Source organism: Isoptericola sp. Y541, assembly GCF_059445465.1.
On the sequence record NZ_JCAIUJ010000004.1, the window covers coordinates 113517 to 136474 of the forward strand.

At 74.2% G+C, this 22958-nt stretch carries 22 protein-coding genes; 15 read left to right on the forward strand and 7 right to left on the reverse strand.

Features of this window, described 5'->3' with window-relative positions:
* Positions 1–49 precede the first annotated feature (49 nt).
* On the reverse strand, positions 50–328 hold the full coding sequence (locus tag AC1C2V_RS10735; RefSeq protein ID WP_495389601.1) for a glutaredoxin family protein: 279 nt from the start codon (positions 326–328) through the stop codon (positions 50–52).
* A gap of 24 nt (positions 329–352) precedes the next feature.
* Positions 353–1129, reverse strand: a complete 777-nt coding sequence (locus tag AC1C2V_RS10740) for an SDR family NAD(P)-dependent oxidoreductase (RefSeq protein ID WP_495389602.1) — start codon at positions 1127–1129, stop codon at positions 353–355.
* Positions 1130–1201: 72 nt separating this feature from the next.
* On the opposite strand from AC1C2V_RS10740, the gene AC1C2V_RS10745 reads away from it, so the two are divergent.
* From AC1C2V_RS10745 to AC1C2V_RS10775, 7 genes are all read left to right on the forward strand, one after another.
* Positions 1202–1738, forward strand: coding sequence for a DUF402 domain-containing protein (locus tag AC1C2V_RS10745; RefSeq protein WP_495389603.1), 537 nt, complete (start codon positions 1202–1204; stop codon positions 1736–1738).
* A 36-nt stretch (positions 1739–1774) separates the two neighbouring features.
* The gene (locus AC1C2V_RS10750; RefSeq protein WP_495389604.1) at positions 1775–4456 is read left to right on the forward strand and encodes an ATP-dependent DNA ligase; all 2682 of its coding nucleotides are present in this window, start codon (positions 1775–1777) and stop codon (positions 4454–4456) included.
* A 59-nt stretch (positions 4457–4515) separates the two neighbouring features.
* Entirely contained in the window at positions 4516–5439 is a 924-nt protein-coding gene (locus AC1C2V_RS10755; protein ID WP_495389605.1) for an NADP-dependent oxidoreductase, read from the forward strand.
* 49 nt (positions 5440–5488) lie between these two features.
* Positions 5489–6628 (forward strand): M24 family metallopeptidase, encoded by a 1140-nt coding sequence (locus AC1C2V_RS10760; RefSeq protein WP_495389606.1) that lies wholly within the window; start codon positions 5489–5491, stop codon positions 6626–6628.
* Between the two features lie 62 nt (positions 6629–6690).
* Positions 6691–7545 carry a DUF2599 domain-containing protein gene (locus tag AC1C2V_RS10765; protein WP_495389607.1) on the forward strand — a complete coding sequence of 285 codons (855 nt, stop codon included), beginning with the start codon at positions 6691–6693 and terminating at the stop codon, positions 7543–7545.
* 42 nt (positions 7546–7587) lie between these two features.
* Positions 7588–7926 (forward strand): ArsR/SmtB family transcription factor, encoded by a 339-nt coding sequence (locus tag AC1C2V_RS10770; protein ID WP_495389608.1) that lies wholly within the window; start codon positions 7588–7590, stop codon positions 7924–7926.
* A 37-nt stretch (positions 7927–7963) separates the two neighbouring features.
* Positions 7964–8479, forward strand: coding sequence for an SRPBCC family protein (locus tag AC1C2V_RS10775; protein ID WP_495389609.1), 516 nt, complete (start codon positions 7964–7966; stop codon positions 8477–8479).
* Positions 8480–8577: 98 nt separating this feature from the next.
* Here the strand turns inward: AC1C2V_RS10775 and AC1C2V_RS10780 are convergent, their stop codons facing one another.
* Entirely contained in the window at positions 8578–9333 is a 756-nt protein-coding gene (locus tag AC1C2V_RS10780; RefSeq protein ID WP_495389610.1) for an SDR family NAD(P)-dependent oxidoreductase, read from the reverse strand.
* A 169-nt stretch (positions 9334–9502) separates the two neighbouring features.
* A complete protein-coding gene (locus AC1C2V_RS10785; RefSeq protein WP_495389611.1) occupies positions 9503–10528 on the reverse strand; it encodes an NAD-dependent epimerase/dehydratase family protein in 1026 nt (341 codons plus the stop codon).
* Between the two features lie 92 nt (positions 10529–10620).
* On the opposite strand from AC1C2V_RS10785, the gene AC1C2V_RS10790 reads away from it, so the two are divergent.
* The 3 genes from AC1C2V_RS10790 (at position 10621) to AC1C2V_RS10800 (ending at position 13496) form a co-directional block, all read left to right on the forward strand.
* Positions 10621–10959 carry a hypothetical protein gene (locus AC1C2V_RS10790; protein WP_495389612.1) on the forward strand — a complete coding sequence of 113 codons (339 nt, stop codon included), beginning with the start codon at positions 10621–10623 and terminating at the stop codon, positions 10957–10959.
* A 257-nt stretch (positions 10960–11216) separates the two neighbouring features.
* Positions 11217–12932, forward strand: a complete 1716-nt coding sequence (locus AC1C2V_RS10795) for an HNH endonuclease signature motif containing protein (protein ID WP_495389613.1) — start codon at positions 11217–11219, stop codon at positions 12930–12932.
* A gap of 99 nt (positions 12933–13031) precedes the next feature.
* Positions 13032–13496, forward strand: coding sequence for a GNAT family N-acetyltransferase (locus AC1C2V_RS10800; protein ID WP_495389614.1), 465 nt, complete (start codon positions 13032–13034; stop codon positions 13494–13496).
* On the opposite strand, the gene AC1C2V_RS10805 is transcribed toward AC1C2V_RS10800, so the two are convergent.
* Positions 13480–14835: an MFS transporter gene (locus AC1C2V_RS10805; RefSeq protein ID WP_495389615.1), complete on the reverse strand. Its 1356-nt coding sequence runs from the start codon at positions 14833–14835 to the stop codon at positions 13480–13482. The genes AC1C2V_RS10800 and AC1C2V_RS10805 overlap by 17 nt on opposite strands.
* A gap of 63 nt (positions 14836–14898) precedes the next feature.
* Between AC1C2V_RS10805 and AC1C2V_RS10810 the strand changes: the two genes are divergently transcribed.
* From AC1C2V_RS10810 to mqo, 5 genes are all read left to right on the forward strand, one after another.
* Positions 14899–16128 (forward strand): GNAT family N-acetyltransferase, encoded by a 1230-nt coding sequence (locus tag AC1C2V_RS10810; RefSeq protein WP_495389616.1) that lies wholly within the window; start codon positions 14899–14901, stop codon positions 16126–16128.
* 76 nt (positions 16129–16204) lie between these two features.
* On the forward strand, positions 16205–16822 hold the full coding sequence (locus AC1C2V_RS10815) for a TetR/AcrR family transcriptional regulator (RefSeq protein ID WP_495389617.1): 618 nt from the start codon (positions 16205–16207) through the stop codon (positions 16820–16822).
* A complete protein-coding gene (locus AC1C2V_RS10820; protein ID WP_495389618.1) occupies positions 16819–17505 on the forward strand; it encodes a pyridoxine/pyridoxamine 5'-phosphate oxidase in 687 nt (228 codons plus the stop codon). Before AC1C2V_RS10815 ends, AC1C2V_RS10820 begins: the two co-directional genes overlap by 4 nt.
* On the forward strand, positions 17496–18218 hold the full coding sequence (locus AC1C2V_RS10825) for a maleylpyruvate isomerase family mycothiol-dependent enzyme (protein ID WP_495389619.1): 723 nt from the start codon (positions 17496–17498) through the stop codon (positions 18216–18218). The genes AC1C2V_RS10820 and AC1C2V_RS10825 overlap by 10 nt, the downstream gene beginning before the upstream one ends.
* Positions 18219–18329: 111 nt before the next feature.
* Positions 18330–19898: a malate dehydrogenase (quinone) gene (gene mqo / locus AC1C2V_RS10830; RefSeq protein WP_495389620.1), complete on the forward strand. Its 1569-nt coding sequence runs from the start codon at positions 18330–18332 to the stop codon at positions 19896–19898.
* Between the two features lie 29 nt (positions 19899–19927).
* Here the strand turns inward: mqo and pntB are convergent, their stop codons facing one another.
* Together pntB and AC1C2V_RS10840 are read right to left on the reverse strand one after the other, a co-directional pair.
* Positions 19928–21367: a Re/Si-specific NAD(P)(+) transhydrogenase subunit beta gene (gene pntB, locus AC1C2V_RS10835; RefSeq protein ID WP_495389621.1), complete on the reverse strand. Its 1440-nt coding sequence runs from the start codon at positions 21365–21367 to the stop codon at positions 19928–19930.
* Positions 21364–22947 carry a Re/Si-specific NAD(P)(+) transhydrogenase subunit alpha gene (locus AC1C2V_RS10840; RefSeq protein WP_495389622.1) on the reverse strand — a complete coding sequence of 528 codons (1584 nt, stop codon included), beginning with the start codon at positions 22945–22947 and terminating at the stop codon, positions 21364–21366. Before AC1C2V_RS10840 ends, pntB begins: the two co-directional genes overlap by 4 nt.
* Between the last annotated feature and the right edge of the window lie 11 nt (positions 22948–22958).

Sequence of the window (22958 nt, forward strand, 5' to 3'; positions counted from 1 at the left end):
ATCCGCCGGAAGTGACGATCCGCCGGAAGTGACGATCACCAGGAACGGCTCAGAGGCCGACGGCGTCCAGCTTCGCGGTGAGCTCCGCGTCCGTGGGCTCGACGAAGAACTCGCCGTCGGGGAAGACCACCACCGGGATGCTCTTGCGGCCGCTGATGGCCTCGGCGTCGTCGGCCCGCGTCGGGTCGGCCACGAGGTCCACGTTCACGTACTCCACGCCGCGGGTGTCCAGCACACGCTTCGCGCGGCGGCAGTCTCCGCACCAGGTGGCGCCGTACATGGTGAGGGTCGCGGGGCGCTTGAGGTCGGTCGTGGTGGTGTCGGTCATGGCGAGCACCATACCCCCAGGGGGTCAGTGCACCGAGAATCCGCCGTCGACGTGCAGGGCCTGGCCGGTCACGTAGGCGGACGCGTCGCTCGCGAGGAAGACGGCGGCCCCGGCGAAGTCGCCGGGCACTCCGTTGCGCCCCACCATCGTGCGGGCCGCGAGCGCCTCGACCCGCGCCGGGTCGGACTGCAGGCGCGCGTTGAGCGGCGTCAGCACGAAGCCCGGCACCAGCGTGTTCGCCGTGACCCCGTGGGACGACCACGCCTCCGCCTGCGAGCGCGCGAGCGACTCCAGCCCGCCCTTCGAGACCCCGTACGCGCCGGACTGCACGAACGCCCGGTGCGCCTGCTGTGAGGACACCTGGATCAAGCGGCCGAAGCCGCGCTCCGCCATGCCGGGGCCGAACCGCTGCCCCAGCAGGAACGGCGCCTCGAGGTTCACCGCCATCGTCGCGTCCCAGGTGGCGTCGTCGATCTCGGCCATCGGCGGGCGCAGGTTGATGCCCGCGGAGCTGACCACCACGTCCGGCTCGCCGAAGACGGCGGCCGCCTCGGCGGCGGCGGCGCGCACCCCGTCGCGCGTGGCGAGGTCGCCGCTCACCCAGGCGGCGCGACAGCCCTCGGCCGCGAGCTCGTCCACGGTGTCCGCGAGCGCGGCCTCGCCCCGCGCCAGGACGACGACGCGTGCGCCGGCGCGGGCGAGCGCCCCGGCGATGGCGCGGCCGATGCCGGAGCTGCCGCCGGTGACGACGGCGACGCGGCCGTCCAGCGAGAACAGGGAGGAGAGGTAGGCGGCCGTCACGCGGGACACTCTGTCACCCCCGGCGGTGCGCCGTCCGACCGTCATCGCAGGCGACATCGATAGCCTCCGGCGATGACTGACGACGAGGTCCGGGTCGTGGTGCGCAAGTTCGACGGCAGCCTGCACTGGCACTACTCCATGACGCGGCTCGGCGAGGACGAGTTCGGGGTCTGGCTCGGCGCCCGGGTCGGGACGGCCTACGACAGGGGCGACAGACGCGGCGTCTTCACGGCCGAGGAGGCGCGGGTCATGCTCGTCCCCCGCGACGCGTGGTGGACCGCCGAGTTCCAGGCGGCGCCGGCGCACCTGGACGCCTACTGCGACGTCGCCACCCCGGCGACCTGGTCGCGCCCCGGCGACGGGCCTGACGAGGTGACCATGGTGGACCTGGACCTCGACGTGTGCAGGATCCGGGAGGACATGTCCGTCTTCGTCGACGACGAGGACGAGTTCGCGGACCACCGGGTGCGCTACGGCTACCCGGCCGACGTCATCGAGCACGCCGAGGCGGCGGCCGCGTGGCTGACGACCGCCCTGCGTGACGGCGTCGAGCCGTTCGGCAGCCACTACCGCTCCTGGCTCGACCGGGTGGCCGCGATCACCGCCTGAGGCGCGCGCCGGGCGACCTCGCGCGACGATGTGGCCATGGCACGCACGTCGTCGAGCCCGCCCCAGGCCGTCACGGTCGAGGGCCGACGCCTGCAGCTGACCAACCTGGAGAAGGTGTACTACCCGGCCACGGGCACCACGAAGGGCGAGGTGCTGCAGTACCTTGCGCAGGTGGCGCCCGCGCTGCTGCGGCACGCGGCGCACCGGCCCGCGACGCGCAAGCGCTGGCCCGACGGCGTGGCGGGGCAGATGTTCTTCCAGAAGAACCTGGACGCGTCGACGCCGTCGTGGGTGCCGCGGCGCGCCATCCGGCACCGCACGTCGACCAACGACTACGTGCTCGTCAACGACCTCGCCACGCTCACGTGGCTGGGCCAGACCGCCACGCTGGAGATCCACGTGCCGCAGTGGCAGTTCGGGCGCACGGGCACGCCGCTCCCCCCGGACCGGCTGGTGCTCGACCTGGACCCCGGCCCCGGCGCGGGGCTGCCGGAGTGCGCCGAGGTGGCGCGGCTGGCCCGCGAGATCCTCGTCGGGATGGGCCTGGACCCCCTGCCCGTGACCAGCGGCTCCAAGGGGATCCACCTGTACGCGGCGCTCACGCCGAGCGCGGTCGGGCAGTCGGCGGAGCTCACGCCCGACGCCGTGTCCGCCGTCGCGAAGGAGCTCGCCCGGCACCTCGAGTCCGAGCACCCGGACCTCGTCGTCAGCGACATGAAGAAGGCGCTGCGCGCGGGCAAGGTACTGGTCGACTGGTCGCAGAACAACGGCGCCAAGACGACGATCGCGCCGTACTCGCTGCGCGGGCGCGACGAGCCCACGGTGGCCGCGCCCCGCACGTGGGGCGAGCTCGACGACCCGGGCCTGCGGCAGCTGACCTACGCCGAGGTGATCGAACGGCTGGAGCGCGACGGCGACCTCCTGGAGCCGCTCGTCGCCGGCCACCTGTCACAGCTCGAGCCGACGCCCGAGCGCCTGGCGACGTTCGAGCGCGCGCCTGCCGACCGCCTGGGCACGTACCGGTCCAAGCGCGACCCGGGCAAGACCCCGGAGCCGGGGGTTGAGCCTGTCGACACCGATCCGCTGGTTGAGCCTGTCGAAACCAACCCGCTGGTTGAGCCTGTCGAAACCAACCCGCTGGTTGAGCCTGTCGAAACCAACCCGCTGGTTGAGCCTGTCGAAACCGAGGCTGTGATTTCGACGAGCTCAACCGACAAGGCGCCGACGTTCGTGATCCAGGAGCACCACGCGCGCCGGCTGCACTGGGACTTCCGGCTGGAGCACGAGGGCGTGCTCGTGAGCTGGGCACTGCCGAAGGGCGAGCCCACCGACCCCAAGCAGAACCACCTCGCCGTGCAGACGGAGGACCACCCGCTGGAGTACGGCTCGTTCGAGGGCACCATCCCGGCCGGCGAGTACGGCGGCGGCGAGGTGACCATCTGGGACGCGGGCACGTACGAGCTCGAGAAGTGGCGCGACGCCGAGGTGATCGTCACGCTGCACAGCGAGCGGCGGGGCTCGCGGCGGCTCGCGCTCATCCGCACCGGTGGCCGCGACGGCAACGAGAACTCCTGGCTGATCCACCGCACCAAGGACCAGCCGGGCGACGACGAGCCCCCTGCGAAGCGGGCCGAGCCGAGCGGGCGGACGAAGGCGCCGGAGCGGACCGGGCGTCGCGCGCCCAGTACGAGCGTCGAGGCGCCGCGCCCGATGCTCGCCACGACGGCGCCGCCCGCGGAGCTGGACCGGCTGGACCCGGACGACTGGGCGTTCGAGGTGAAGTGGGACGGCTTCCGCGCCGTCGTCGAGGTGTTCCCGGCCGGCGGGGATCGGGACGGCGACCGCCGGGTGCGGCTCACGTCGCGCTCGGGGCAGGACCTCACGCCCACGTTCCCGGAGCTGCAGGCGCTGGCGGACATGGTCGAGGCCGACGACCTGCCCGTGGTGCTCGACGGCGAGGTGGTCGCCCTCGACGCCGACGGGCGCCCGGAGTTCCGCCGGCTGCAGCAGCGCGCGAACCTCGTCAAGCCGCGGGACGTCGAGAAGGCGCGCCGCCGGGTGGCGGTCGACCTGGTGCTCTTCGACGCGCTGCGGGTGGCCGGCCGGTCCGTCGAGCAGGCCCCGTACACCGAGCGTCGGGCCACGCTCGAGCGGGTCGTGACGCCACGCCCCCCGGTGCACGTGCCCGACGCCCTGGACGGCGACCTCGACGAGGCGCTCGAGACGTCCCGCCTCATGCGGTTGGAGGGCGTGGTGGCCAAGCGGCGCGGGTCCACGTACCAGCCGGGCCGCCGGTCGCGCGACTGGCTGAAGGTCAAGCACGCCCGCACGCAGGAGGTCGTCGTGGTGGGCTGGCGGCCGCTGCACACCGGCACCGGCCAGGAGGACGCGCGCGTGGCCGGGTCGCTCCTGCTGGCGGTGCCGGACGCCGAGGGCGCGCTGCAGTACGTGGGCAAGGTCGGCACCGGGTTCAAGGAGTCGGAGCGACGGGAGGTGGTCCGGCGCCTGCGGCCCGTCGCGGACCCACCCTTGGACGGCGTGCCCCGGCCGGAGGCCGTGCACGCGCGGTGGGCCGCCCCGGAGCGGGTCGCCGAGGTCAGCTACGGCGACTGGACGGGCGAGCCCGGCGACCCGGAGTCACCGCCGCGGCTGCGGCACTCCGTGTGGCGGGGCTGGCGCGACGACAAGCGCCCCGAGGAGGTCCGGGTCGAGCCCTGAGACGTGCTCGTCCGACCGGTCCCGGGAAGTTCCGCGGCCCGGCCGGGGTTGCGTCCGTCATGCGAGCCATCACCTACAGCCAGTACGGCAGCGCCGACGTCCTCGAGCTGACCGACCAGCCCACCCCCAAGGTCGCCCCGGACTCGGTGCTGGTCCGCGTCCGGGCAGCGAGCGTCAACCCGGTGGACTGGAAGGTCCGCGACGGCTACCTGGACGCGATCCTCGACACCTTCTTCCCCGTCGTGCCCGGGTGGGACGTCGCGGGGGTCGTCGAGCGGGTGGGCCTGGACGCCACCGAGTTCGCCGTGGGCGACGAGGTCTACGGCTACGTGCGCAAAGACGTGGTGCAGGGCGGCACCTTCGCCGAGCTCGTCGCGGCACCCGTGCGCACCCTCGCACGCAAGCCCGCCTCGCTGACGTTCGAGGAGGCGGCCGCGGTGCCGCTCGCCGGCCTGACGGCGTACCAGACGATCCAGCGGTCCGGCGTCCGCGAGGGGCAGACGGTGCTGGTGCACGCCGCGGCCGGCGGGGTCGGCGCGTTCGCGGTGCAGATCGCCCGCGCGCTGGGGGCCCGGGTGCTCGGCACGGCCAGCGAGGGCAACCACGACTTCCTGCGCGGCCTGGGCGCCGAGCCGGTGACGTACGGCAACGGCCTCGCCGACCGCGTCCGCGCGCTCGCCCCGGGCGGCGTGGACGTCGCGCTGGACTACGTGGGCGGGGACGCCGTCCCGACCAGCGCCACCGTACTCGCCGACGGCGGCACCATCACGTCCGTCGTCGACGACGCGGCCCGGGACGACCACGGCGGGCACTACGTCTGGGTGCGCCCGTCCGCGGCCGACCTCGAGTCGCTCGGCGCGCTGATCGACGCCGGCAGGGTCTCCGTGGAGGTGGCGCAGGTGTTCGACCTCGCGGACGCCGCCGAGGCGCACCGCGCCAGCGAGGGCGGGCACGTGCGCGGCAAGATCGTCGTGCGGGTCTGAGGCCGCCGGTCGCTCTGCTCGCGAGACCCCGCGGTGGCACCCTGGGCGCATGACGCCTTTCGACGCCTCCGTGTACGCCGACCGTCGCCGCCGCGCCGCCGCCCAGGCCGCCGAGGCCGGGCTCGCGGGGATCCTCCTCACCCCCGGCCCGGACCTGCGCTACTTCCTCGGCTACACGCCCGCCGCCGAGCTCGAGCGGCTCACGATGCTCGTGCTTCCCGCCGACGGCGACGCCGTGGCCGTCGTCCCTCGCCTGGAGGCGCACGACCTCGAGGTCGGCGCGGTGGGCGGCATCGAGGCGGTCGCGTGGTCGGACGGCGAGGACGAGCACGCCGTCACGGGCCGGCTGCTGCGCCCGGACGGGCGGTACGCGATCAGCGACGCCGCGTGGGCGATGCACGTGCTGGGACTGCAGCGCACGCTGCCCGCGTCGTCATACGCGGCGGTCACGACGGTGCTGCCGATGCTGCGCGCGGCGAAGTCGCCCGCGGAGGTGGCGCGCCTCGCGGCGGCCGGCGCCGGCGCGGACGCCGTCTTCGCCGAGATCGTCACCCGCCGGTTCGCGGGCCGCGCCGAGCGCGAGGTCGCCGCGGACCTGGACGCCCTGCTCCGCGAGCGCGGGCACGAGCAGGTCGACTTCACGCTCGTGTGCGCGGGCGAGAACGGCGCCGATCCGCACCACGACGCCGGCGACCGCGTGATCCGCGAGGGCGACATGGTGGTGATGGACTTCGGCGGGCTCGCCGACGGCTACGGCTCCGACACCACCCGCACGGTGCACGTGGGACCCCCCACCGACCGCGAGCAGGAGGTGCACGACGTCGTCCGCACCGCCCAGCAGGCGGGCGTCGACGCCGTCCGCCCGGGCGCGACCTGCCAGGACGTGGACCGCGCCTCCCGCGCCGTCATCGACGACGCCGGGTACGGCGAGTACTTCGTGCACCGCACCGGGCACGGCATCGGGCTGACGACGCACGAGCCGCCCTACATGGTGGAGGGCGAGCGGACGCCGATCGAGGCGGGGATGTGCTTCTCCGTCGAGCCGGGGATCTACCTGCCCGGGGACTTCGGCGTCCGCATCGAGGACATCGTCGTCGCGTTCCCGGCCGGGGTGCCGGGCCTGGACGACTCCCCCGATGCGGCCGTGCGGCTCAACACCTCGCCGCACGAGGTCGTGCTGGTGGAGTAGCTCGGCCAGACCCGCACCGGCGCGACCGCACCCGGCGGACACACCTGGCGGACACTGGGCACGTGCACCCACGCCGCCCGCCGCCGCGCCCCTCCGCGAGGCGCGCCGCCGCCGGGGCTGTTGCCCTGCTGCTAGCGCTGGCCGCCTGCACCACGTCCGGCCCGGCCACGCCGTCCGCCGGCCCGACGACGCCGACGTCCGCGTCGAGCGCCACCCCGTCGCCGCCCGCCGATGACGCCGCAAGCACGGCCGTGACGGCGGGCGACGTCGAGCTGCGGGTGACGGTGCCGGGCGCGACGCCCGGCGACCCCCGGGTGCAGGTCTCCCCCGATGCCGGCACCGTGACGGTGAGCATGGCGCCGGGAGCCGACCCGGCAGCCGCGGAGGCGCCCGAGATCGCCCTGACCTCGCGCGGCACGTTCGCGACGAACCCGGACGGCAGCGTCACGGTGCGCGACGGCGACACGGCCGTCGGCGGGCTCACCGCCCCCCGCGGCGCGCGGCTCGTCGCCGTCGACGACACGCACCTGGAGCTGCGCGCTTCCGGGACCGCGGGCGACGGCGCCGACAGCGACGAGACCGACAGCGACGAGACCGGCAGCGACGAGACGGACACGGTCACGACCGTCCTCGGCACGCGGGCGGTGGACGGCACCGACTGGGGCGACCGCGAGGGCGGCCGTTCGCTGGCCGTCACCCCGACCGGCTGGGCGCGCACGGCCGGCCAGGCCGGGGTCGACCTCGCATGGTCCGAGATCACGTCCGCCGAGCCCGAGGCGGACGTCCCGACGATGCGCGACCAGCTCGAATGCCATGCGATCGGGGCGCCGGACAAGGACACCTGGAACCTCGAACCGTGGCGCCCCGACGTCGGCCTGATCGCCACGATGGCGGCTCGTTGCAACCCCACCGGGTGACGCAACCCTTGACACATTCCCATATCGGTATATGTTGAGGGAGTGGCACGAGCAGCAACGACGACAGACGCGTTCAACGCGGTGGCCGAGCCCCGGCGCCGCGAGATCCTCGACGCCCTCGCCTCCCGCGAGCTCAGCGTCGGCGAGCTCGTCGACCTGCTCGGTATCGCCCAGCCGCTGGTCTCCAAGCACCTCAGGGTGCTGCGGAAGGTCGGGCTGGTCGAGGTGCGCGACGACGGTCGTCGGCGCCTCTACCGCACGGACGCACGGCCCCTGCAGGAGATCCACGCCTGGGCCGGCCGGTACGAGCGGCTGTGGGAGGAGCGGTTCGAGCTCATCGACGAGCTGCTCGACGAGGTGGACGAATCACGGAACACCTAGCGGGACCAGCAACCGGACACGAGCGAGGAGAAGAGCCATGACCAGCACGACATCGTCATCCCGGAGGGGCAGCGCGGTCCTGACGCTGCCGAACGACACCGACATCCAGATCACGCGCGAGTTCGCCGCCCCAACGGCCGCCGTGTGGCGGGTGTTCACCGAGGCCGACCTCATCGCCCGCTGGTGGGCTGGCCAGCACGGCACCGTCACCAGCGTCGAGATCGACCTGCGCCCGGGCGGCACGTACCGCTACGCGATGCAGGCGAACGAGGGCTTCGAGGTCGCCTTCCACGGCGAGTTCCAGGAGGTGGTGCCGACGGAGCGGCTCGTGCACACCGAGGTGTTCGAGGGCATGCCCGACGGCGAGTCGGCGGCCACGCTCAACACGTACACCTTCGCCGAGCGCGACGGTCGCACCACGCTCACGCTCGTCACCCGGGCGCCGAGCTCGGAGGTGCGGGACGCGATCGTGGAGTCCGGCATGGAGGGCGGCGTCCAGGAGGGCTTCGACATCGTCGACGAGATCGCCGCCGAGCTCACCGCCGGAGACTGACTCCCCGGAGCGCCGAACAGGCGGTTGACACCGTTTCGAGCCGAAATATCAGCCCGAAACCGGTGTCAACCGCCTGTTCGGCATCCGGCGGGCGCGGGTCAGACGGCGGTGTATCCGCCGTCCACGAGCCAGTACGCGCCGGTGACGAAGGACGCGTCGTCGGACAGCAGGAACCGCACGACCGTCGCGACCTCCTCCGCGGTGCCGAGCCGGCCGAGCACGTGCTTGGCCTCGAGGGCCTGGCGCGCCTCGGGCGAGAGGCTGGACTCGACCAGCGGCGTCTTGATGTAGCCGGGGCCGACGGCGTTGATCCGCAACCCCTGCGCACCGTACTCGGCGGCGGCGTTCTTGGTGATGCCGACGACGCCGTGCTTCGCCGCGGTGTACGCGCCGCTGCCGATCGCCGCGACGGTGCCGTGGATCGAGGCCATGTTGACGATGGCGCTCTCGCCGCCGCCCTGTTCCAGCATCGCCGGGATCTGGGCGCGCATCCCGTACAGCACACCGTTGAGGTTGATGCCGATGACGCGGTCCCAGTCGTCCAGGTCGGTCTCGCCGGCGGGCGCCGGCTTGCCACCGATCCCGGCGTTGTTGACGGCGTAGTTCAGGCCGCCGAACGTCTGGCGCGCGAACTCCACGGCCTTGGCCGAGTCCTCCTTGACCGCGGTGTTCTGCTCGAACGCCGCCGCCTCGCCGCCGGACGCCTTGATCTCGTCCGCCACACGCTGCGCGGCGTCGAGCCGGATATCCGTCACCACGACCTTGGCGCCGTGGGCCGAAAGCTCCTTGCTGATCGCCTCGCCGATGCCCGAACCGCCGCCCGTCACGAGCGCCACCTTGCCGTCGAACGTCATGCCCGACCCTCCTTCGCAACCACGCCCGAGGGGCGGGGACGCGGATCACGCGAGACGACGCCCTGACGGGACGAACGACCGCCCTGCGGCCCTGGTGAGGGTCGGGGCGCTGACTCTTCGACCGTAACCCCGGACGACTCGCGAAGTGCGTGGTCGTGACCAAAACCACTCAGGCGGTCGGGATCTTGGGCTCCTCGCCGAGGACGCGCAGCACCTCGGCCTCCTCGGCCGCCGTCAGGCCCGTCACGACGGCGTCGGGCGTCGCCGCCAGCCAGGCGAGAGTGTCGCGCGCCGTGTCCGCGACGGGTCGCGGCGAGAGGCCCGCCGCGAGCGCCGGCGAGGCGTCGTGCGCCGGCATGCCGTCGTACTCCGGGCGGGGCAGCCACAGCGGCAGCGACCGCTCCCCCGACCACGGGCGCACGTCGGCCGCGTCGAGCGCCTCGCTGTCCGTCCAGCGCCACCGGGGCTCGACGCCGCACCCGCGGGCCACCTCGGACAACAGCTCCCCGACCGTCGTCACCGGGCCGACGCCGTCGAACACGCCCTCCGTGCGGCGCTCGGCCAGGTCGACGATCCAGGCGGCGAGGTCACGCACGTCGATCACCTGTGTCGGGTCGGCCGGGTCGCCGGGCGCGAGCACCTCCGCCGCGCCGTCGTCCGAGCTGTCGTCGTCGAGCACCCGGCGCATCCGCGCGGGCCAGTAGGCGAACCGCCCGCTCGTGTCGCCGGGCCCCACGATCAGGCCGGGCCGCACCACCGCCGCGCTCGCGGCGCCCTCGAGCACGAGGTTCTCGCACGCGACCTTCATCGCCCCGTACGCCTCCGAGCCGGAGGCCGGGTCCACGTCGGCCGCCTCGGGCTCGCGCAGGCGCCCCGCCCCCGGGCCGGCCGGGTCGGCATCGTCGGCGTACACGTTGACCGTGGAGACGAACACCCAGTGCGCGGCGGGCAGTGCCGCCACCGCCTTGCGCACGTGCGACGGGGTGCGCGACACGTCCACCACCGCGTCGAACCCGTCGGCGGCGAGCGCCGCCGGGAACGCGTCGTCGCGGTCGGCGACCACGTGGCGCACACCCTCGGGCACGCCTCCCGAACGCCCGCGACTGACGGCCACCACCTCGTGGCCGCGCGCCGCGGCGTCCGCCGCGACCGCCCTCGACAGGAACACGGACCCACCCAGCACCAGCAGCTTCATGCCCCCACCCTGGCGCACCTCGACACCCCGCGGCGCGGGTTCTGCCCGCGGCAGAAGGGCGGCAGCCGCGCGCCGCGCCAGTGTCCGGAGCCATGACCCGCGACCTGCCCGCCACCGCACCCGTGCGGGCGGCGCTCGACGTGCTGGAGCGCTTCTCCCCGCCGGCGCTCGTCCACCACGCCGTGCGCGCGACGCTGCTGGCCGCCGACCGGCCGGAGGGGCACCTGCTGGCCCGGTCGACGGGCGCGGACGTCAGCGGGCGCGGCGCCGACCAGTGGCGCGCCGGCCTGCGGGCCGACCACGAGGCCCGCTGGCCGCGTCTCGACGTCCGCGAGCTCGTCGGAGGGTGCCTGCGGGACCAGGCCGCGCGCAAGCCGGGGAGCGTCGTGGCGGCCTACGTGGCCTCGGGGGGCGCGGACGCGGTCCGCTGACCCCCACCGGCCTCGCCCAGCGTCGGCGCGCAGCGCGCGTCGTTCAGCGACGGCGACAAGATCGTCGTCGCCGACCCGCGCCCGGCATCGGCTACGTCGGCAACGGCCAACCCCGCGGACCACGCCCCAAGCACTCCGAAACGTCACCGAAGTCCTGACACACCAACCGTCACCAAAGTCCTGAGACAGGACAAACGGTCGTCCACAGATCTGGCAAGGGTCTAGAACAGGTGTTCGAACTTCGGTAGGCTCGGGGCATGACGACGACGCTCCCCGACCGCGCGACCGGCGTGGCCGCCGCCCCGGCGCACGACGTCGCGCGGGTGCGGCAGGAGGCCGCCCGCCTGGCGGTGATGCCGCGCACGTGGAAGCCCACGATCGCCGAGCTCCTGGACGAAGAGGCGCGGCACGCAGACGAGGACGCTCGAGGTGCGGAGGTCGCAGCGCCTGCCGTTCATCGCCCGCCGACGCTCGCCGACCTGGACGGAGCGCTGGACGAGATCGCCCAGGTCGAGCAGCAGATCGCCACGCTGCACGCGCGTCGTGCCGTGCTGGTGGCACAGGCCTACCGGCTGGCGGAAGTACTCGAGTCGGACCTCGTGGACGACGCCGACCCCGTCGCCAGGACGGCACCGAGCTCGCGGCGCCTGGAGCTCGCCCGACGCGCCGTGGTCGCGGAGCTCGCAACCACCCTGCACCTCGGGGAACACGCCGCCGCCACCCTGGCCGACCACGCCGTCACGTTGACCACCAAGGCCCCCCGCACCCTGGCTGCCCTGACACGCGGAGAGCTGACCTGGGCACACGCCACCCAGATCACCAAGCACGTGGCCGACCTCACCGGCGACGAAGCCGCCCGCGTCGAGGCGGCAGCCCTGCCCACCGCCGCCACCGGCGTCACGTGCACGCCGGGCCAGCTCGCCGCCCGCACCCGCCGCGCCCGCGAGGTGGCACACCCCGTCCCGGCCGAGGCCCGGCACGCCGAGGCCGCCACCCATCGCGCCGTATGGCTCGACGACGGCCAGGACGGCATGGCCTGGCTCACCGCCCACCTGCCCGCACCCCTCGCCCACGCCGCCTACGACCGCCTCACCCGCACCGCCGCACACCTCACGAGCACCACCACGAGCGTGCACGGCACGAGTGGGCATCCGACCGACACGCGCACGCCGAACCAGGCCCGCGCCGACGTCCTCGCCGCCCTCCTGCTCGACGACGGCACCCTCGACCTCACGACTCCTGCCACCGCTCACGACGACAGCGACACGAGCGACGGCGACGAACCCTGCGCCGACCCCCTCCGCGATGTGCTGCACCAGAGGTCTGCCCTCGCGATCCTGGCCCGCTCGATCCGCCCACAGATCCAGGTCACCGTCCCGGTCCTGACGCTCCTCGGAATCACCGACGCCCCCGCCACGATGAACGGGCACGTCCCCATCGCCCCCGACACGGCGCGTCAGCTCACCGCCCTCGCACCCTCGCTACGACGCGTCCTGACACACCCCGAGACCGGCACCGTGCTCTCCGTCGGCCGCACCACCTACACCGTGCCCGCCGACCTCAAAGCCCTCGTCACCGCCCGCGACACCACCTGCCGCTTCCCCGGCTGCACCCGCCCCGCCAGCAGCGCCGACCTCGACCACACCACCGCCTGGGCCCACGGCGGCACCACCGCCGCCGCCAACCTCGCCGCCCTCTGCCGCTTCCACCACACGGTCAAACACCAGACAAAATGGCAGGTCAGACAGTCCCCCGCCGACCAATCACCCTGGGGCGGGGAACTCGAATGGACTTCCCCCACCGGCCGCCGCCACGTCACCACACCCCCTGCGCCGGAGACCACCCGCCACCGCACCATGCCCCACGGGCACGAGCCACCCGGCATCGATCCACCAGGCAGCGTCGGACCTGCCCACTCACCCGGGGAGGGGCCGCTCCGACACGACGTCACCGGCGCGACTCCCCCGTTCTGAGCAGCGCTGCGCCATGATGTCCGGGAACCAGCCGTTCGTGCCGACAAGCACCACCCCGTACCCACCCGGTCCGGGCCGGCGCTGGTAGTTTTCCGAACCGTGCCCGACTCCCCCGCCGCCCGCATCCGCTTCCGCCCCGCCACGCGCGCCGACCTGCAGCGCGTGGTCGAGCTCATCGCCGACGACGCCGTGGCTGCGGCGCGCACCGGCAGCTACGGGCCGGCGCACGAGGCCGGGTTCGACGCGATCGAGTCGAGCCCGAACGACGAGCTGGTGGTCGCAGAGCTCGACGGCGAGGTCGTCGGCGTGATGCAGCTGACGTTCGTGCCCGGCATCTCCCGCAACGGCGCCACCCGCCTGCTGGTCGAGGCGGTGCGAGTCGACGCCCGCCTGCGCGGGCAGGGGCTGGGCCGCGCCCTGATGGAGCACGCGCACACCCGTGGCCGCGAGCGCGGCTGCGTGCTGGCGCAGCTCACCTCGGACAAGCAGCGCCCCGACGCGCACCGCTTCTACCGGTCGCTCGGGTACGCGCAGTCGCACGAGGGGTTCAAGCTGCCCCTGTGACGCCCGGCCGTCGCACGTCCCGGATCCCGACCATGCTCACCAGGCCACCGAGCACGAGCAGGCCGGCCGTGACGAGCAACGCTCGGTGGAACGACGCGACGTCGAGGACCCCGCCGAGGATCACCCCCGCGAACGCGACCGTCAGCAGGCCCGCCACGCGCGAGACGGCGTTGTTCACCGCCGACGCGATCCCCGCGTCGGTGGGCGGGGCCGCCCCGAGGATCGCGGACGTGAGCGGCGCCACCGTGATGGACAGCCCGAGCCCGAACACCAGCATGCCCGGCAGCACCTGCGTGAGGTAGGTCGCGTCCGCGTCCATCGTGAGGAGCAGCAGGTAGCCGGCCCCGGCGACGATCGGGCCGACGGTCATGAACCAACGCGCCCCGTGGCGGGCGGCGAGGGTGCCGAACCTCGTGGACAGCGCGAGCATGGCGACGGTCGAGGGCAGCTGCGCCACCCCGGCGGCCGTGGCCGAGTACCCCGCGACCTGCTGCAGGAACAACCCCAGCACGAACCCGCCCAGCGAGAGCGCACCGTAGACGGCGAACGTCGCGACGTTGCCCCACGCGAAGTTGCGCGCGGCGAACAGGCGGGGCGGCATCATCGGGTCGCGTGCGCGCCGCTCGTACACCACGAACCCGACGAGCAGCACGGCGCCGACGACGACGGCCGCCCAGGTCCGCTCGATCAGCCCGAAGACGGCCACCGCCAGCCCGGTCGCGGCGAGCACCGCCCCCGGCACGTCGAGCCGGCGCCCGGTCGTGTCCCGCACCTCGGGCACGGTGCGCAGCAGCACGATCGTGACGACGACGACCGGCAGGTTGATCCAGAACACCCAGCGCCACGACAGCAGGTCCACGAGCCCGCCGCCGACGAACGGGCCGACGATCATCGCCGTGCCCGTCCACGCCGTCCATCGTCCGATGGCCCGCCCCTGCGACTCGCCGTCGAACGTCGAGATGATGAGCGCCAGCGAGCTGGGCACCAGCAGGGCGCCGGCCACGCCCTGCAGCAACCGGGCCCCCACCAGCACGGGTCCCGTCGGCGCGAGGGCGCACAGCACCGACGCCGCGGCGAAGCCAAGCAGCCCGGCCACCAGCACCCGGCGCCGCCCGTACAGGTCCGACAGCGAGCCCGCGAGCAGGATGAGCGAGCCGAGCGTGACCAGGTAGCCGTCCACCACCCACTGCTGCAGGCTGAGCCGCGCCTCGCCGGTGCCGCCGAGCTCGTCCCCGATGGCGGGCAGCGCGACGTTCACCACGGTGCCGTCGAGGAACGACACGAACGAGGCGAGGATCGCGACGACGAGCACGCGCCGCTGCAGCGAGGTCACGGCCACGCGGACCACGCTACGGTGCAAATCGCGGTGACGCCCTGGCCGGGCCGCGCTAGCGTCGCCGTCGTGACCCTCGAGATCCGCCGCAGCACGTTCGCCGACGTCCCCGCCGCCCGCCGCCTCGGCGCCGAGGCGTTCGGCGTCCCCACCCGCCCGGCGCCGGCGCCTGATCCCGACGCCTGGCCCGCGCCGAACAGCCGGCCGTGGGTGGTGACGGACGACGGCGAGCTCGTCGCCGAGCTGGGGGTGCGGTCCTTCACCTCGTGGTTCCACGCCGCGCGAGTCCCGACCGCCGGCCTGGCGGGCGTCACGATCGCGGCGGAGCGACGCGGGGAGGGCCTCCTGCGTCCGCTCGTCGCCGCGGCCCTGGCGGAGGCCCGCGCGCAGGGCGACCTGATCTCGACGCTCTACCCGACGTCGGCGGGGGTCTACCGCAGCCTCGGGTACGAGGTGGTCGGTTCGTTCGACGACGTCCACGTCCCGATGTCGGCGCTCGCCACGGTGCGCACACCGGCGGACGGCGTGCGGGCCCGGCGCGCGACGGCGACCGACGTGCCCGCGATCGCCCGCGTGTACGAGACCTGGGCCCGTGCGCAGAACGGGTCCCTGTCCCGCGCCGAGCCGCCGTTCGCCATGGAGCCGGGCGACATGGTCGGGCCCGACGCCGACTACACGGGCGTGAGCCTCGCCGTCGCCGGCGCGGGGCCGGGTGAGCAGGTGCTCGGCTTCGCGAGCTGGTCCCGCGGGTCCGGGTACGACCGGACGAACACCATCGAGGTGGACGACCTCGTCGCCCTCGACCCCGACGCGGCCCGCGCCCTGTGGCGGGTGCTCGGCTCGTTCGCGTCCGTCGCCGGCGGCGTGCAGCTCGCGACGTCGGGCTCCTGGTCCGGCGCCGACGTGTCACGGCTCGTGCTGCCCGACCACGCCGCCACCACGAGCAGCCGCCCGTACATGCTGCGCCTGCTCGACGTGGCCGGCGCGCTCGCGGCGGCGCGGCTCGCGCCGGTCAGCGCCCGCGTGCCCTTCGCCGTGGCCGACCCCCGCACCCCGGACCTCGAGGGGGCCTGGACCCTGGACGTCGCGGACGGGCGCGCGCGCGTCGTGCCCGACGCCGACGCCAGCCCCGGCGACCGGCCCACCTTCACCTCGGCCGGGCTGGCGCAGTCCTACGCGGGCGCGCAGTCGACGGCGAACCTGCGGCTCGCGGGCGGGCTCACCGGGCCCGCCGGGCACGACGCCGTGTGGGACGCCCTGTGGGGCGGGCGCCAGGTGCACGTGCGCGACTACTTCTGACCGGTTCCGGCCGCGCCGCGGGTCCGTCTCAGGCTGGCCCTAGCCAACATACCTAGAGGTAGGTATGTTGGATGTCATGAGCACATCGACCGACGCGCGTGAGCGGCTCGTCGCCGCCGCGCAGGAGATGTTCGCCGCACAGGGGGTGGGCCCCACCAGCCCGCGCCAGGTGCTGCAGTCCAGCGGGGTGGGGCAGGGCAGCCTCTACCACCATTTCCCCACCAAGCACGACCTCGCCGTCGCCGCCGTGGGCGCCACCGTCGAGGAGGCTCTCACCGCGGCGCGACGCGACCTGGAGGGCGACGGGACCACCGACATCGGCGATGCGCTCCATCGCGTCATCGCCTACGTCGAGCGGCCCCGCGACGCCCTCGCCGGGTGCAAGGTCGGCCGCCTCACCAGCGACCAGGCGGTCATGGACGACGACGGGCTGCGCGACGTCGTCACCGCCTACTTCGTCCGGCTGCTCGACACCGTCGCGGCCACCCTCCGCGAGGCCGGGCTGCCCGACGACGACGCCCGCGACCGCGCGCACGCCGCCGTCGCCGTCGTGCAGGGCGGGTACGTGCTCGCCCGCGCCACCGGCGACCCGGAGGCCATGCGCGCCGCCGTCCGCGGGTTCGTCACGATCCTGGCGGACACGGGACGACACGACACGACACCGCACGACACCGCACGACAGGAGACCGCATGACCTTCCGTGAGCGCCTGCGCGCGCTGCCCACCTTCCCGCCCGGCCTGCCGCCGTTCGGCGTCGACCTCGACGACCTCGCCACCGCGCCCGCCACGCCGCAGGAGATGTTCGCGCGCTGGTTCGACGACGCCCTCGACGCCGGGATCGGCGCCCCGCACGCCGCCACCCTGTCCACGGCGGACGCCGAGGGCCGCGTGCACGCCCGCACCCTCGTGATCAAGGACGTCACCGGCGAGGGCTGGTGGTTCGCCGGGCACGGGTCCAGCCCCAAGGGCCGCGACCTTGCGGCGAACCCGCACGCGTCGCTCACCACCTTCTGGCGGGAGCTCGGGCGCCAGGTGCGCATCACGGGCCGCGCCACGTCGGCAGGTCCGGAGGCGGGCGGCGCGGACTTCCGGGCACGTCCGGACGGGTCGCGCGCCGCCGGTCTGGTGGGCCACCAGAGTGAGCCGCTCGGCTCGCGCCAGGAGTACTGGTCGACGTTCGCCGACCGGCTTGCCGAGGCACAGGCAGACCCCGAGCTCACGGCGCCCACCTGGACCTCCTGGGTACTCGCGCCCGCCTCGGTCGAGTTCTGGCAGGCGAGCGACGACGCGGGGCAGTCCCGCCTGCGCTACGCGAGCACCCCGAACCCCGAGAACGACATCGCCCCCGCCTGGACCAAGGAGCTGCTGTGGCCGTGAACCGCCCCGACGTCGGGATCGACGCCGCCCTCGCACACGCGCTGTCCGACGCCGACGCCGCGCTCGGCGCGCTGATCGCCGTCGCGGAGACGCTCCCCGATGACGGCGGCGCGCAGCCGTCTGCGCTGGAGGGCTGGACCCGCGGGCACGTGCTCTCGCACGTCGCGAACGTCGCCTCCGCGCTCGCCCGCCAGGCGGAGTTCGCCGCCCGCGGCGAGAAGGTCGCTCCCTACGACGGCGGCAGGGCCGGGCGCGACGCCGGCATCGAGGCGGGGGCGAGGCGTTCGATGCCCGAGCACGTCGCCGCACTCTCCGCGGCACGCGCCCGCGCCGCCGCCGCCTGGCCGGAGCCGGGCGACGGGCTCTGGTCGGCGCCGGTCGCGTACCGCGACGGCACCCTCGCCGACGCGCTGCTCGCCTGGTGGCGCGAGGCGCGCATCCACGCCGTGGACGCGACGGCAGGCCTGGGGTCGTCGGCCCTGGGATACGACACGTGGGACGACGCGTTCTGCGCGCACCTACGCGACTTCCTGTCGATCCGGCTGCCGGAGGGCGCCGGCGCGCGCGTCGAGCTCGTCGGCGACATGCGCGACGTCGCCGCCTGGCTCGCCGGACGCGAGGCGGGCGGGCCGGTCTCGGCCGCTCGCGAGGGCGCCGCGGTGCCGCTGCCGGAGCTCGGGCCGTGGCCGTCGTCGACCGCCCCGACGCCCTGACCTGGCCCGTCATCCGAGGCTGATGTGACCTACATCACTGCAGGTCACAGGCCTGTGTGAGGTTGCTCTCACTGTTTGTGACAGTTTTCACGCACGACGTATGGTGGGCCGGTGACTTCGCGTGCTACGACCCGTCTCCCGGCCCAGGTGACCCCGCAAGGGGACGACGTCGACGTCGTCCTCATCGGCGGCGGGATCATGAGTGCCACTCTCGGCACGCTGCTCCAGAAGCTCGAGCCGACGTGGTCGATCCGGATCTACGAGCGGCTCGACGAGGTGGCCCAGGAGTCCTCCAACCCCTGGAACAACGCCGGCACCGGGCACGCCGCCCTCTGCGAGCTGAACTACACGCCGGAGCGCAAGGACGGCTCGATCGACATCACCAAGGCGGTGGCGATCAACGAGCAGTTCGAGATCTCTCGTGAGCTGTGGCAGCACCTGCTCGCCACCGGCCGCCTCAAGGACGACTCGTTCCTCAGCCGCACGCCGCACATGACGTTCGTGCGGGGCGAGAAGAACGTCGACTACCTGCGCCGGCGCCACGAGGCCCTCCGCGTGCACCCGCTGTTCCGCGACCTGGAGTACAGCACCGACCGCGCCACCGTCGGCCGCTGGGCGCCGCTGCTCACCGCGGACCGCGACGCCGACGAGCCGATCGCCGCCACCCGGTCGACCTCGGGCACCGACGTCGACTTCGGCAACCTGACCCGCCAGCTCGTCGACGCCCTCGTCGCGAACGGCGCGGAGCTCACGCTGCAGCACGAGGTGAAGACCCTCAAGCGCACCAAGGACGGCCGCTGGCGCCTGCGCGTCAAGGACCGCTCCTGGAACGCCGTCGACCGCACCAGCACCGTCACCGCCAAGTTCGTGTTCGTCGGCGCGGGCGGCGGCGCGCTGCCGCTGCTGCAGTCCGCGGGTATCCCGGAGATCAAGGGCTTCGGCGGCTTCCCCATCTCGGGCGAATTCCTGCGCACCTCCGACCCGGAGCTCGTGGCGCAGCACCAGGCCAAGGTCTACGGCAAAGCCGACGTCGGCGCGCCGCCGATGTCGGTGCCGCACCTCGACACCCGCGTGGTCGACGGCAAGACCTACCTCATGTTCGGCCCGTACGCCGGCTTCAGCCCCAAGTACCTCAAGCAGGGCAAGTACCTGGGCCTGATCACCTCGCTGCGGGCGCACAACCTCACGTCGATGCTCGGCGCGGGGCTGAAGAACCTCGACCTCACCCAGTACCTGGTGGGCCAGCTCGCGGCGTCCCCGGAGACCAAGTTCCAGGCCCTGCAGGCGTTCATGCCGGCCGCACGCCCCAAGGACTGGGAGAAGCTCACCGCCGGGCAGCGCGTGCAGGTCATCAAGCGCGACGCCGGCGGCAAGGGCGTGCTGCAGTTCGGCACCGAGATCGTCACGGGCGCCGAGGGCTCGATCGCAGGCCTGCTGGGCGCCTCCCCCGGCGCATCGACCGCCGCGTCCGCCATGGTCGACCTGCTCGAGAAGTGCTTCCCGTTCCGGTTCACCAAGTGGCGTTCCGAGCTCGCGTCCGTGATGCCGAGCATCGACGACGTCCCCGGCGACGCCAGCACGATCGACGCCACGCCCGTCCCGGACGCGACGCCGTACCTGCACGCCGACGGCGTGCTCGACGCCGCGGTGTACGAGTCGCAGGCGGACTCGCGGCTCTGACGATCAGCGCGAGCTCACGGGTCTGACGGTCACAGCGACTGGATGATCTTCTCCACCTGTTCCTTGGCGTCCCCGAAGAGCATCTGGGTGTTCTCCCGGAAGAACAGCGGGTTCTGCACGCCCGCGTAGCCGGTGGCGAGCGAGCGCTTGAAGACCACCACGTCGCGCGCCTTCCACGCTTCGATGACCGGCATCCCCGCGATGGGCGACGACGGCGCGTCCTGGGCGGCCGGGTTCACCGTGTCGTTCGCGCCGACGACGAGCACCACGTCGGTGCCCGGCAGGTCCGGGTTGATCTCGTCCATGCCGAGCACCACGTCGTACGGCACCCGCGCCTCCGCGAGCAGCACGTTCATGTGGCCCGGCAGCCGCCCCGCCACGGGGTGCACGCCGAACCGCACCGTCACCCCGCGCGCCTGCAGCCGTTGGGCCAGGTCCGCGACCGGGTGCTGCGCTTTCGCCACCGCCATCCCGTAGCCGGGTACGACGACGACCGACCGGGCGGCCGTGAGCAGGCCGGCCACCGCGTCCGGCGTCGTCTCGCGCACCTCGCCCCCGGCGTCGGCGCCCGGAGCGGTGCCGGAGCCTGTGCCGGTACCGGCACCCGTGCCGAAGCCGCCGAGCACCACCGACCAGAACGACCGGTTCATCGCCCGGCACATGAGGTAGCTGAGGATGGCGCCGGACGCACCCACGAGGGCGCCGGTGACGATGAGCAAGTCGTTGCCGAGCGTGAACCCGGCGGCGGCCGCCGCCCAGCCGGAGTACGAGTTGAGCATCGAGACGACGACCGGCATGTCGCCCCCGCCGATCGCCGCGACCAGGTGCCAGCCCAGCGCGAGCGCGACCAGCGTCATGAGCAGCAGCGGCACGAGGGCGGCCCCCACCCCCGGCCCGGCCGAGAGGAACCAGGCGAGCAGGCCGCCGCACGCGACGAGCGCCACCAGGTTGAGCAGGTGGCGCGCGGGCAGCGTCAGCGGCGCCGACGGCAGCCGCCCGGACAGCTTGCCGAAGGCGACCACGGAGCCGGTGAAGGTCACCGCACCGATCAGCACCCCGAGGAACACCTCGACGCGGTGCACGGTGTCCACGCCGGCGCCCGCGGCACCCACCGCCGGCTCAGCGAGGAACGACCCGAACCCGACCAGCACGGCCGCCAGCCCCACGAACGAGTGCAGCAGCGCGATGAGCTCGGGCATCTGCGTCATCTCGACGCGCCGCGCCCGCCACGACCCCACGGCCGCGCCGACCACGAACACCAGCAGGATCAGCCCGGCGGTCACCTGCCACGGGCGCTCCGAGCGCTCGAGCGCCAGCGCGACCGTGGCGGCGAGCGCCAGACCCATGCCGAGCATGCCGAGCACGGTGCCGCGGCGCGCCGACTCCTGGGCGGACAGCCCCGCGAGGGACAGGATGAACAGCACGCCGGCGACGAGGTAGACGGCCTGGGCGATCGCCGTCACCGTCATGACGCACCCCCGCCCCGCACGTCGGCCGCCGGTGCCGCACCGGGATCCGCGTCCTCGCGACGGAACATGCCGAGCATCCGCCGCGTGACGAGGAACCCGCCGAAGACGTTGACGCTCGCCAGCGCCGCGGCGACGACGGCGAGCGTCGTGACGACCGGCGAGGAGTCGCCGATCTGCAGCAGCGCGCCGACCATGATGATGCCGCTGATCGCGTTGGTCTGGGCCATGAGCGGCGTGTGCAGCGCGTGCGTCACGTTCGAGATGACGTAGAAGCCGACGACGACCGCGAGCGCGAACACCGTGTAGTGCCCGACGGCGTCGGGCGGCGACGCTGCGACCACCAGCCCCACGAGCACCGCGGCCAGGGCGGCGAGCACGGTCCGGCGGCGGTGGCGCAGCCCCGCGGGGGCAGCCGGGGCCGGCTCGGCCTCCGGTGGTTCGGGGGCGGGCGCCGCCGAGACCTGCACGGGCGGCGGGGGCCACAGCACCTGCCCGCCCGTGGCCACGGTCATGCCGCGCACCACCGGGTCGTCGAGGTCCACCTCGACCCGGCCGTCCGCGCCGGGCGTGAGCAGAGTGAGGAGGTTGACGACCACCGTGCCGAGCAGCCGCGAGCTGTGCTGCGGCAGGCGGGCGGGCAGGTCCGTGTACCCGAGCACCACGACGCCGCGGTCGGTCACCACCCGCCGGCCGGGCTCCGTGCCCTCGCAGTTGCCCCCGCCGGAGGCCGCGAGGTCGACCACGACCGAGCCGGGCCGCATCGCGTTGAGCATGGCCCAGGTGATCGTGGTGGGCGCGGTGCCGCGCACGAGGGCGGTCGTGACGACGACGTCGGCCGCCGCGGTCTGCTCGGCGTACGCGCGCAGCGCCGCCGCCTCCTGGTCCGCACTCTGGGCGCTGGCGTAGCCGTCGGCACTGACCTGCTGCGTCGCGTCGGCCGCGCGCACGACGCGCGCCCCCAGCGATTCGATCTGCTCGGCCGCCTCGGGCCGCACGTCGAAGGCGTAGACCTCGGCGCCGAGGCTGACGGCCGTGCCGATCGCCGCGAGGCCGGCGACGCCCGCGCCGATGACGAAGACCCGCGCGGGCGGCGTGGTGCCCGCCGCCGTCACCTGGCCGGCGAACATGCCGCCGAACTCCTCCGCGGCCTCGATCACGGCGCGGTAGCCCGCCACGTTCGACAGCGCCGAGAGCACGTCCAGCGCCTGCGCGCGGGAGATCCTCGGCACCGCGTCGAGCGCGAGGGCGGTGACGCCCCGGGCGGCGAGCGCGCCGAGCAGTTCCGGGCTCGTCGCGGGGGCGAGCTGCGAGACCAGCGTCGCGCCGGGGCGCAGCAGGTCGAGCTCGGCGGCGTCGGGCGCCTGCAGCGTCACGACGACGTCGGCCGCCCACACGTCGGCGCGGTCGGCCACGCGGGCCCCCGCCGCCACGTACTCGTGGGCGGGCAGACGGGCGCCGTCGCCGACGCCGGGCTCCACGACGACGTCGTGGCCGAGGTCCACGAGCCGGCGCGCGGCGTCGGGGGTGACGGCGACGAGTCGCGGGTCCGCGCCCGCCGCGCGGGGGACGCCGAGACGCATGGCGCCCTCCC

Coding starts and splice junctions, on each gene's coding strand:
- AC1C2V_RS10780 (WP_495389610.1), bottom strand. CDS start 9,333: ATGACGTTCGACGGCAAGGTGGCGCTCGTGACGGGCGGCGGTTCGGGC.
- AC1C2V_RS10820 (WP_495389618.1), top strand. CDS start 16,819: ATGACCTTCCGTGAGCGCCTGCGCGCGCTGCCCACCTTCCCGCCCGGC.
- AC1C2V_RS10755 (WP_495389605.1), top strand. CDS start 4,516: ATGCGAGCCATCACCTACAGCCAGTACGGCAGCGCCGACGTCCTCGAG.
- AC1C2V_RS10745 (WP_495389603.1), top strand. CDS start 1,202: ATGACTGACGACGAGGTCCGGGTCGTGGTGCGCAAGTTCGACGGCAGC.
- AC1C2V_RS10760 (WP_495389606.1), top strand. CDS start 5,489: ATGACGCCTTTCGACGCCTCCGTGTACGCCGACCGTCGCCGCCGCGCC.
- AC1C2V_RS10795 (WP_495389613.1), top strand. CDS start 11,217: ATGACGACGACGCTCCCCGACCGCGCGACCGGCGTGGCCGCCGCCCCG.
- pntB (WP_495389621.1), bottom strand. CDS start 21,367: ATGACGGTGACGGCGATCGCCCAGGCCGTCTACCTCGTCGCCGGCGTG.
- AC1C2V_RS10840 (WP_495389622.1), bottom strand. CDS start 22,947: ATGCGTCTCGGCGTCCCCCGCGCGGCGGGCGCGGACCCGCGACTCGTC.
- AC1C2V_RS10790 (WP_495389612.1), top strand. CDS start 10,621: ATGACCCGCGACCTGCCCGCCACCGCACCCGTGCGGGCGGCGCTCGAC.
- AC1C2V_RS10815 (WP_495389617.1), top strand. CDS start 16,205: ATGAGCACATCGACCGACGCGCGTGAGCGGCTCGTCGCCGCCGCGCAG.
- AC1C2V_RS10785 (WP_495389611.1), bottom strand. CDS start 10,528: ATGAAGCTGCTGGTGCTGGGTGGGTCCGTGTTCCTGTCGAGGGCGGTC.
- AC1C2V_RS10750 (WP_495389604.1), top strand. CDS start 1,775: ATGGCACGCACGTCGTCGAGCCCGCCCCAGGCCGTCACGGTCGAGGGC.
- AC1C2V_RS10735 (WP_495389601.1), bottom strand. CDS start 328: ATGACCGACACCACCACGACCGACCTCAAGCGCCCCGCGACCCTCACC.
- AC1C2V_RS10775 (WP_495389609.1), top strand. CDS start 7,964: ATGACCAGCACGACATCGTCATCCCGGAGGGGCAGCGCGGTCCTGACG.